This is a genomic window from Wolbachia endosymbiont of Wuchereria bancrofti, assembly GCF_002204235.2.
Taxonomy (GTDB): domain Bacteria; phylum Pseudomonadota; class Alphaproteobacteria; order Rickettsiales; family Anaplasmataceae; genus Wolbachia.
The window spans coordinates 1-9,410 of record NZ_NJBR02000097.1 but is presented as its reverse complement, the minus strand read 5'-3'; the positions used below and the strand labels follow the sequence as shown (position 1 = coordinate 9,410).

The window sequence follows — 9,410 nt, the reverse complement described above, 5'->3', positions numbered from 1 at the left end:
ATATGTTTTTTTGCCTTTTTTATTATTAAATTTCTTAAATATTTATAGCTAAACGACAACCGTTATTCCGCTACTTGTTAGTGGGATTTATGAGATCATGTACAGGTTCTAAGATAGTTCATGTCATCACATCGGCAATACAGCCTCTTTTAATAAAAATTAAACTAATTTCCATAATAATTATACTAGCTAAAACTAAAAGGCAGAGGGTTATTAGTGAGGAAGAATATGAACATTGAAAGTATACAAAAAGAATTTTTTCCTTTATTTGATAAAATAAAAAAGGAAGGTGATCCTATTTATAATGCTAGGGTTGGTTTTAATATAGTAAAGTCTTTAATAGAACGTGGTACTGGTTGGAACACAGATGAAGTATATGAAGTTCTGCAAAAAGAGCTCAACAAGATGGAAAGAGCACAGCAGGAACTTGAAAAAGAAGCAGAAAGAGTGTTGAGTAGATATATTATTGATGATGATGTTAAGGGCGCTGTTAAAGGAGTTTCAATATACGGTAACCACGCAAGTATTGCGCTGGAGGACAACAAGAAAGAGTTTAAAATCAGCGAATTTTTAAACAGTGATTTTTGTCAGAAGAATGGAATCTCTGGATTTTCAACGTTGCACAGCGATGAAAAGAGCGGAATGCACGGTTTTGTTGCTGAGGAAGGAGAAGGGAAAGACAAGAGAAAAGTAAGGCATTATGTCGTAACCGATGGTTCATATGAAATGACTTTGAATTGGTATGATAAGGAAGGAAAAAAGTGTACTATCAGGATTAATATTAATGCCAACAGCATAAAACTTATTGAAGGTAACATTACTGAAGAGCAGTTAAAAGATCTGTCAAAAGCGAATTGGGATGTAAAAATAGGTGGTTTATTCTTACATGAGATAGAATTCGGGAAAACAAGAGAGAATGAAATTAATACGTCATTTGAAACCGCAACAAAAATTGTTGGTAGAAGCATTCAAACTACTGATATGGATCGAAAGATTGGATCTCAGAATACAATGACCAGTACTATAAATTCTCATGCACCTACTGAAGAAAATCCTCCACTGTCACCACATAGAGTTAGTTTACTTAAAAAAGGCGTTAAACAAGGGAAGACCAAATCTTTAGACCATCAAAGTAATGGGCAAAAAGTGGAATTTAACAAATACATACAAAGTAACACTTTAGATTTACATGAGTTAAATAGCATAAATGTACCCAAGCTATTAGAACTTTTAAAAAAAGAACAAAGTACTATACAGATTAATTTGGGCTGGAATAGTATTGATGACAAAAATGCAGAAAAATTGTTCAGGCAAAGAGGTCTTGTAATAATGGCAAATTGCCATGAAGAAGAAAATCCGGGGATCAGGTTTATAACCTTCAATCGCTTTTTGAAGTTCCTATACCTTCACCACTTAGAACTGGCTCACTCAAAAAAAATGTTTCCGATGAACAAGGCGAGAATACTTTTGTCAAGCCTATAAGCCAGAGCCAAGATAATAGGCAAAAGGATGAACGATATGACAATCTTACATTCATTGCGTTTAGATACACTACGTCTGGAAGAAAAAAAACAGTTACTGAGGAGGCTCTGCAAGTAAAAAGCGCTGCGCTTGCACTACCAACACAAGATGTAACATTGAAAAAAGTTGAAGGTACATTTAAGTCTGAAGATACTAAGAAGTCAGGCAATATGGGAGATAAGCGAACACTGCAAGATGGTGTAGCTTCGATTCTTGCGAGAAGAGCAGAAATTGAATTCTTATATAGTGAAAGTGAGCGTGATGAGGTGCTTTCTGATCCCGAAGATGATAGGAGCGATAACAAAGATGAGTATCTAATGCTTTTAAACCCTAAATCAGATGATAAAAATGCGAAACGAGGAGAGAAGTATGAAAATTGTGATTGTAATGACAACCTAGAGCATATTTACGAAAATACAGATTGGTTATGTGATGATAAACAAGACAACAGGCAAAGAGATAAACGATATGACAACCCTACATTCACTATGTTTGTATACACTTTACCTGGAAGTAAAAGACCAGATGATTTGCATAGAAATGAGCAAACACTTGATAATCAACAACAACCTGAAATCCAGCAACAAGATCAGTCACATTCTAGACCACAATCCGATAGCAAAGGTAATTTAGACGTAAAAGGTATACAACTTAGTGCATTTTCTGAAGATGGTGACAGACCTATATCAACCAGCACTGATAAGAGGAATACAAAACAGCTAGAGTACGGAAAAAATAGTAAGGATCATAATAGTGAAACTCGTATGGTGCCAAGTAAACCAGTTGGTAAAGAGTTGAAAAGTATTCAATTTACTAATCCATCTAACCAAATGGTAGGTAAGCTAGAAAAAGTGTTGAAAAAACTAGACAGAGAATCAGAAAAAACAGCGCAACAAGTTGCTGAAGGAAGTACCTCTATTAACAAGCCTCTATCTTTAGTTAGTACTGATGGAAATATGGATGCTGAACAAAATAGTCACACTCAATCAAAAGAGACTAATCTTAGTACACCAGAAAAAACTAATGTAAATAACTTAACCTCATTTAAGGAGCTTGAGCAAAGATTAAGTAAAAAGAACTATGAGTTAAAACAAATCAGCTCTAAAGTACGCTACATTAGCCCACAAACTAAAGAATACCTAATGGAAGCTGAACTGCTAAAAAGACAGTTCAACAGATATAAGAAAAGCGATAGAACGAAAAAATGCTAACACTAGTCCGACTATAGATAAAAATAGCGAGCTATATAAATTGCTAGAAAAAGATAAGACACAACTGAAAGTTAGGGTAATAGGAAAAGTAGTAGAAGGTGCTTCAGCAAAACACACTGATAGTTATGGTCGAAATAGAATCACATTAGGAAACAAAAACAGAAAATTACTTTGGACTAAACATGTTAAGCAACAACAAGAAAAAGGTAAAGGTATATCAATATAAATTGAGGTTAAAGTAATTACTTAGCAAACAATAGGTTTCATGTAGTGGTAACCCTATAATAGAAGAATAGGAGCCACGTAGAAATAATACGAACATTCCAGCCAAGCCTTGCATATTATACCCCCCTGCCCTATTTTTCCACTCTTCTGATGCTAAATAGTACTTAATTTCTTGTTCACTTAGGCGTTTAAATTTCACTATTGTAACTACAGTTCTGATATGTTGTTTGGACCGATCGGGAGTTAATAAACACACACTGGTGTATACTCTATGCCTTCGTCCCGATAACAAACGAATACATTTTTCTGCTTGCTCGATGTTTTCAGTTTTGAGCAAGATCCTTCTACCACAAGCAACGACTGTATCAATACCGAGCACAAAATAACTTGGATTTGAACTTTGTATTTTCTCAGCTTTGCTTTTTGCCATGCGGATTGAGTAATCTTTTGGAAGTTCCTTTCTTAAAGGAACTTCATCTATATCTGCTGGTAGAATTAAACCTGGCTCAATACTTATTTGTTTTAGTAAAGCTATACGCCTTTCTGATGATGAAGCAAGAATAAGGTTATTTAGAAATTGTTCTATCACTTGTACCTTTAAGCCTTCTGATTATCCTACCCTTTTTTGCATTTCTATCGTAAATGCTCATCTCTACTAACACTCTATCTCCAATAATGATGCGTATTTTACTTCTTCTTACTTTTCCTGATACATGACAAATGATCTCATGCTCGTTATCCAACTTCACTCTAAATTCTGCTGCGGGTAATAAAGCAGTTACTGCTCCTTCCACTTCAAAAAGTGTTTTCGATTTTTCGTCTTTTACCATTTATTAAATAAAAATTCAATAATCTGTGTCAGTCTATATAGATCTTAAAGAATATAGAAGACCTTTTGTACTATTCTTTATTACTCAAATTTTTCTCTTTTGGTTACTAGTGACCCAGGCATCGGCACGTTGTCAAAATTTTTATTCAGCTTAACTGCACCTTTTGCTTTATCCAACAATCCATTGATGAAACCAATTTCGCTTGGTTTATCAAGTAAATCGGATGCAATGTTAGTATATTCATTGATAACAACTGGAGCTGGTGTATCACAATTAGCTAATTCACATACTGCAACACGCAAAATAGATAAGCTTACGAGATTTAACCGCAAAAGAGACCAGCTTGGATGTAAATAATACTCTATTATTTTATCATATTCTTCACTGCTTCTTATAACTTTATATAACAGTTTTTCTAAGAATTGATAATCAAATTCTTCGCATTCAAAAATATCTGCTAACTTACCTACATAGTTCCTAAGCTCACAGTTTTCCAACTCAAAAGTGCTTTTATCGTAACCCATAAAAATATTTGAGTAAGCAACTTGCACAGCAAGAAATCTTGCTGCACTTCTTTTTATACGCCACTTTTTCTCTACAGGTTCTTCCTCCATTATCTTAATTTATTATACAAATCTATCATATGCAAAACAGCTGAGGCTGTACGGCCGCCGATGTTCTTTTTATCTTTATCAGCCCTTACTAGAGCTTTGTCTTTGCTATCAGCAGTAATTACACCCATACCAAGAGGTACTGTGTTATGCATAACAACTTCGTTTAAGCCTTTGATTACTCCTTTACAAACGTATTGATAATGGTCCGTCTCACCACGAATTACACACCCAAGAGCCAAATAACCATCATAATTAACGTGCTTGCTCTTGACTGCAAAAAGAATTGCTGCCGGTATTTCAAATGCACCAGGAACTTCAATTACATTGTAACTGGCATTGCTGCCTTTTAATTTATCGGTTGCACCTTCAAGCAAAAGATTTGCTATTTCAGTATAATAAATTGAATTAACTATTAGTATTTTCGACATTTATTCCTAACTTTCTTGTTAAAAACAACTTTATTAATGATTGCTGAATTAAAGTTATGACATTACTAAATATCCAATATATTACCAAACCTGCAGGGAAAGAAGAGAAAATGAAGATGGAAATGTAAGGAAAAAACTTCATAACATTTGCTTGAATATCATCCCTGTTGGTCTGACCTTTTTCACTGATCTTCTGCTGAATTATCATGGTAATACCCAAAATTATAGGCAAGATACCTATAGAAATAGGGAAATTGCAATTAAATAACCCAAATAATGTAAAAATATTCGTTGGATCAGAGGTTGAAAGATCCTTAATCCATAAACAAAAAGGAGCATGTCTCATTTCTATGGTAACAAATAATACCTTATATAAAGCAAAAAATACCGGTATTTGTACTAGTATAGGAAGAATGCTTGACATTGGGTTCACATTGTTTTTTTTGAACAATGCAATTGTTTCTTTATGTTGCTTTAAGCTATCATTTTTATATAACTCTTTTATACGAGCTACCTCAGACTGCAAGCTTTTCATTTTGAAGATTGAAACATATGATCTATTGGATAAAGGGAGCATCAAAAGTTTAATTACTAAAGTCAGCAACAATATTGCTAAGCCAAAATTCTTTAAAACGAAGTTAAAATATTCAAGCAGTAAAAACACTGGCTTGGTTATAAAATAAAGAATACCAAAATCCACAGCTTTGTCAAATAAAGGTATGTTGAGGGTGCTTTTATAGTAGTCTAGTAAATTCAACTTTTTTGCTCCAGCAAAAAAGTAATTTACATTAGAAGCACTAGTACCAGGAAGTATATTCTTGTAAGGTTTGACAAAATCCACTTGAAATTTATCAACATTGTTAGCGTTCGTATGTTTAATACTTACATTTGTTTTATCAAATTTTTCAGGTATGATAGCTGTAAGCCAGTATTTATCGGCAAAACCAAACCAGTTTTTTTCACTTGTACTTGCTTTTATTAAATGTCTCTTGGCAATATTTTTATATGTCCACTCCTCTAGTTTGTTATCAAATGCACCTAGTATCCCCTCATGTGATATCCAATAAGACTCGTTAATATTATCACGCTTACGGTTAATTTTACCATAAGGAACCAAAACTACATTATCCTTTGTGTTATTTTCAACAATTTGCTCAACTTTAAACATGTAGTTATTATCAAGGCTAACTCTCATCCTAAATACAATGCCATTTTCATTGTTCCAAAATAAATTGACTGCCTTTTGGTTAGTCAGTTCAGTTTTTTCTGCTTGCCAGAATGTCTTGGAATCTGGAACTTTGATTTTACCATTTGGATCGAGCCACCCAAATTCTGCAAAATATACATCTTTTGATTCTGCAGGTGACAGCAACACTACTTGTGGGGAAGAAGGATCTGGTTCTAAGTAGTAATTAGTTAAAATTAAGTCATCAAACCTCGCACCTTTTAAAGAAATCGACCCTTTAACCATATTATTGATCAAATTAATCCTTTGTTCTCGAGTAGAATTAATAATTTCGGAACGGTTTTGGTGTGTTACAGGAGCAAGATCGTTAAAAGACTCTATGTGTTCAATATTTTCAATTGATGGGTGATCTTGGTCTGCATTGAGAAAGTTATCGTAAATAATGCGCCAAGATACTATAATTAATATAGAAAGGATAGCTGCCAAAATTAGATTTCTTGCTTCTGACATAAAACTTAACCTAAACGTATCTCCTTAAAGAGTATATTAAATATTGTACCAAAACAATCAAATTTACTTATTTTTAATAATAACTTTTAACGCTAATTTTAAAATTTATTTTAATGGTTTCAAATTTTAACAGTAGGCTGCTCTCTGTCATCCAGGTAGCTTGGTATTAGGATATATGTTCTTTTTTTCTAAATCCCAACGTCATGAGTTGAAATGACCTCAGGAAATGCATTATTAACTTTTTGTTCAAATAGTGGTTGTTTAAGGTCTGATATGAACGCGGTGAAAAATCTAGTTATTTGGCTACTAATAATAGTCATTACTGCAATGTTTATTGATTCACAAAAGGACAGACTAAGAAACAGATTTCTCAGCACTTTTTTACCATATAGAGGAAGAATTCAAAATAGCAGAAGTGTCGAATTTACAAAATCATATGATGGACACTTTTATATTCAAGCTCAAGTTAATGGTCATAACATAACGTTTTTGCTAGATACCGGTGCAACCGATATTGTTCTATCGCAAAAAGATGCATTATATGCTGGTATTAAATTGCAAGATATTCAGGATTTTAAAATATATGAAACTGCAAAAGGTCAAATAAGAGCTGGAGTGGTTCAGATACCTCAGATTAAAATAGGAAATTTTTTGATTAATGATGTACAAGCCAGCGTTAACACCCATTCTATGCCTCATTCACTGCTTGGAATGAGTTTTTTAAAATATTTTCATTTTACTATAAGAGGTAATAAGCTGATATTATACTGTAATTCTACTTATTAAGACTTTACAGGTTAATATAGGAGCAGAGATAAATATTGCAGAACAAGTGCCAATTAAAATACCAAAAAAGATGATCAAGCTAAAGTCCCTGACTGTATCTGTACAAATTAATGTCAAAGGGATAGTAGCAAGAAGGGTTGTACCTGAGGTTAAGACAGTGCGAAACAATGTAACATTAATACTTGCATCTACTATATCACTCATCTGCCTATTTTTACCACTCTTTTGATATTCTCGAATCCGATCGTATATAACTACTGAATTATTGATTGAATAACCAATCACAGTAAGGAGAGCTGCAACCGATGAAATATTAAATTTAATGCCAGCCAGGCTGACAAAACCAACAGTTAAAATCACGTCATGAATTAGTGCTATTGTTCCACCAAATCCACATTGCCAATTAAATCTAAACCAAACATAAAAAAATATTCCAACAATTGCAATAAACATGGACAAGATTCCTTCAAGTATCTGTGTTGAACTTATTCGTGGGCCAACATAGTCTATTTTACGGTAGTTTATTGAACCACCCAGCTTTTCTTTCAGAATACTTTTGATCTTTTTAATTTTACCTTCATTTCCTTCCTCTCTAAAATACATGACTAAACTACCACCAGCCTTTGAACTCTGTATCGTAAAACCATTTTCTTTCAATATACTAAGGACAGCATGGTCTTCGCTTGAAGATTTTATTTCCATCAAAATTCCACCTGTAAAGTCTATGCCTAAATTCACTCCACGTAACACAACAATAAAAAGCGAAGAAATGACAAGAATAATGCTAGTTAATGCAGTCAATTTTCTATATTTACTAAATTTAATATTGAGATTGTCTGGAATGAGCCTAACTGCCATATTCTTTACTCAAACTTGAATTTTATATACTTTTCAAAAGATTCACTAGTTTATTCTGTGGTTGGATCATACTAAATTTTGTTTCTTTACAGTTAAATACTTCAAGTCATGCAATTCTATCAGTTAATAAGCCAGTTATTTGGGAAATAATGTCAACAGAAATGCCTGCTTTGAACAGATTCTTGGCTATTTCTATTCTCTCTACTTTTCTACTACTTTTTTCACTAAGCTGGGCAGATTTAACTAACAAATAAAATATCTTACGTAATTTTTGATCACTAATCTTTTTATAATTTCTTACTAGATTTAATATTTCTTCTCCTTTGTCTTTAAGCCAATTTTTTGGCCCTCTTTGTATAGGAATTAGATCCATAATACTTACTGACAATGTCTCTGCTATATCATATAACCTTTCGATTGGTATTCTGCGCTTTCCTTTCTCATGTTGAATTATTACCCAGTATTTTACCCGGTCTTTTTTGCTAAATCCTTCTGAGTATATCCTCACTCCAATATTTCACTCTTCGTCCTACTTTGTAGCCTAAAGAATCAGAATGCTTCTTATCATCGCTATTATTGGAGTTGCTCATATCGCTCTTTTATATAAATAAACATATACCTTACCATAAGATTTTATAATAGTCTATTATTTTTCATAACTTTTTTTACATATTTATAAGATAGCTATCTACAGTAATAACTATATGAAATTTTTGTTGTGAGCTTTTATAAGATGCCTATCTTTCTCAATGAATTTTAATATAACCAAGAGCTAATACCTACAGCAACTTCTGCCCTTGTTATGGGTTTATGTCGTTTGCGACTCTGTATTTCCATAATTTAATCTCCATTATAAATAGGTCTCTTGTATAACCTAAACTAAAAGGCTTGACATTACGTTGTGTGCTCTTGAATTGCTTCAGCTACAAATATTAAGAAATTCACTAAGCAAAAAAAAGGTAAAAGAAGCCCTAGTTAATATCTATTTAAAAACATTAGCGTTTTTTTATGTTTTAAATACTTAATAATCGCGACTCAGTTGTTTTTTATTGCAACTAACCTTTAGTCATAAATGTTTTAGAAATTTACTAGGCAAAAAAAAGGCAAAAGATATACCGTGGTAGATAGTATTTACTCTCTAATCCTGCAAATTAGCATATTATACTGTCCTAAACACTTTGTAAGTATAAGCGAGTTTCAACTTATATAGGTAAAAACCTAGAAATGTTGTGAAGACATAA

The 9,410-nt window shown here is 32.8% G+C and carries 10 protein-coding genes and 1 pseudogene; 4 read left to right on the top strand and 7 right to left on the bottom strand.

Annotation, left to right across the window (positions count from 1 at the left end; genetic code table 11):
* Positions 1–228: 228 nt before the first annotated feature.
* From CCY16_RS05730 to CCY16_RS05115, 3 genes are all read left to right on the top strand, one after another.
* The gene (locus tag CCY16_RS05730) at positions 229–1,482 is read left to right on the top strand and encodes a hypothetical protein (protein ID WP_179946086.1); all 1,254 of its coding nucleotides are present in this window, start codon (positions 229–231) and stop codon (positions 1,480–1,482) included.
* A 209-nt stretch (positions 1,483–1,691) separates the two neighbouring features.
* Entirely contained in the window at positions 1,692–2,732 is a 1,041-nt protein-coding gene (locus CCY16_RS05120; protein ID WP_143696922.1) for a hypothetical protein, read from the top strand.
* A 40-nt stretch (positions 2,733–2,772) separates the two neighbouring features.
* Entirely contained in the window at positions 2,773–2,958 is a 186-nt protein-coding gene (locus CCY16_RS05115) for a hypothetical protein (protein WP_088415474.1), read from the top strand.
* On the opposite strand, the gene CCY16_RS05110 is transcribed toward CCY16_RS05115, so the two are convergent.
* From CCY16_RS05110 to yidC, 5 genes are all read right to left on the bottom strand, one after another.
* Positions 2,950–3,546, bottom strand: a complete 597-nt coding sequence (locus CCY16_RS05110; RefSeq protein ID WP_088415472.1) for a Maf family nucleotide pyrophosphatase — start codon at positions 3,544–3,546, stop codon at positions 2,950–2,952. The genes CCY16_RS05115 and CCY16_RS05110 overlap by 9 nt on opposite strands.
* Complete coding sequence (gene infA / locus CCY16_RS05105) at positions 3,524–3,787, bottom strand: translation initiation factor IF-1 (RefSeq protein ID WP_011256392.1); 264 nt, start codon at positions 3,785–3,787, stop codon at positions 3,524–3,526. Before infA ends, CCY16_RS05110 begins: the two co-directional genes overlap by 23 nt.
* 80 nt (positions 3,788–3,867) lie before the next feature.
* Positions 3,868–4,401 (bottom strand): transcription antitermination factor NusB, encoded by a 534-nt coding sequence (nusB, locus tag CCY16_RS05100; RefSeq protein ID WP_088415470.1) that lies wholly within the window; start codon positions 4,399–4,401, stop codon positions 3,868–3,870.
* Complete coding sequence (locus CCY16_RS05095) at positions 4,401–4,829, bottom strand: 6,7-dimethyl-8-ribityllumazine synthase (protein ID WP_088415468.1); 429 nt, start codon at positions 4,827–4,829, stop codon at positions 4,401–4,403. Before CCY16_RS05095 ends, nusB begins: the two co-directional genes overlap by 1 nt.
* The gene (yidC, locus tag CCY16_RS05090; RefSeq protein WP_088415466.1) at positions 4,807–6,525 is read right to left on the bottom strand and encodes a membrane protein insertase YidC; all 1,719 of its coding nucleotides are present in this window, start codon (positions 6,523–6,525) and stop codon (positions 4,807–4,809) included. The genes CCY16_RS05095 and yidC overlap by 23 nt, the downstream gene beginning before the upstream one ends.
* 273 nt (positions 6,526–6,798) lie before the next feature.
* Between yidC and CCY16_RS05085 the strand changes: the two genes are divergently transcribed.
* Positions 6,799–7,311, top strand: a complete 513-nt coding sequence (locus tag CCY16_RS05085; RefSeq protein ID WP_088415478.1) for a TIGR02281 family clan AA aspartic protease — start codon at positions 6,799–6,801, stop codon at positions 7,309–7,311.
* Here CCY16_RS05085 and secF read toward each other — a convergent pair.
* Both secF and CCY16_RS05075 read right to left on the bottom strand, forming a co-directional pair.
* Positions 7,288–8,169, bottom strand: a complete 882-nt coding sequence (secF, locus tag CCY16_RS05080; RefSeq protein WP_088415464.1) for a protein translocase subunit SecF — start codon at positions 8,167–8,169, stop codon at positions 7,288–7,290. The two genes, CCY16_RS05085 and secF, sit on opposite strands and share 24 nt — an antisense overlap.
* A 118-nt stretch (positions 8,170–8,287) precedes the next feature.
* A pseudogene (locus CCY16_RS05075) lies at positions 8,288–8,759 on the bottom strand (helix-turn-helix domain-containing protein); the annotation flags it as partial.
* Between the last annotated feature and the right edge of the window lie 651 nt (positions 8,760–9,410).

Coding starts and splice junctions, on each gene's coding strand:
- CCY16_RS05095 (WP_088415468.1), bottom strand. CDS start 4,829: ATGTCGAAAATACTAATAGTTAATTCAATTTATTATACTGAAATAGCA.
- infA (WP_011256392.1), bottom strand. CDS start 3,787: ATGGTAAAAGACGAAAAATCGAAAACACTTTTTGAAGTGGAAGGAGCA.
- nusB (WP_088415470.1), bottom strand. CDS start 4,401: ATGGAGGAAGAACCTGTAGAGAAAAAGTGGCGTATAAAAAGAAGTGCA.
- CCY16_RS05120 (WP_143696922.1), top strand. CDS start 1,692: ATGGGAGATAAGCGAACACTGCAAGATGGTGTAGCTTCGATTCTTGCG.
- yidC (WP_088415466.1), bottom strand. CDS start 6,525: ATGTCAGAAGCAAGAAATCTAATTTTGGCAGCTATCCTTTCTATATTA.
- secF (WP_088415464.1), bottom strand. CDS start 8,169: ATGGCAGTTAGGCTCATTCCAGACAATCTCAATATTAAATTTAGTAAA.
- CCY16_RS05730 (WP_179946086.1), top strand. CDS start 229: ATGAACATTGAAAGTATACAAAAAGAATTTTTTCCTTTATTTGATAAA.
- CCY16_RS05085 (WP_088415478.1), top strand. CDS start 6,799: ATGAACGCGGTGAAAAATCTAGTTATTTGGCTACTAATAATAGTCATT.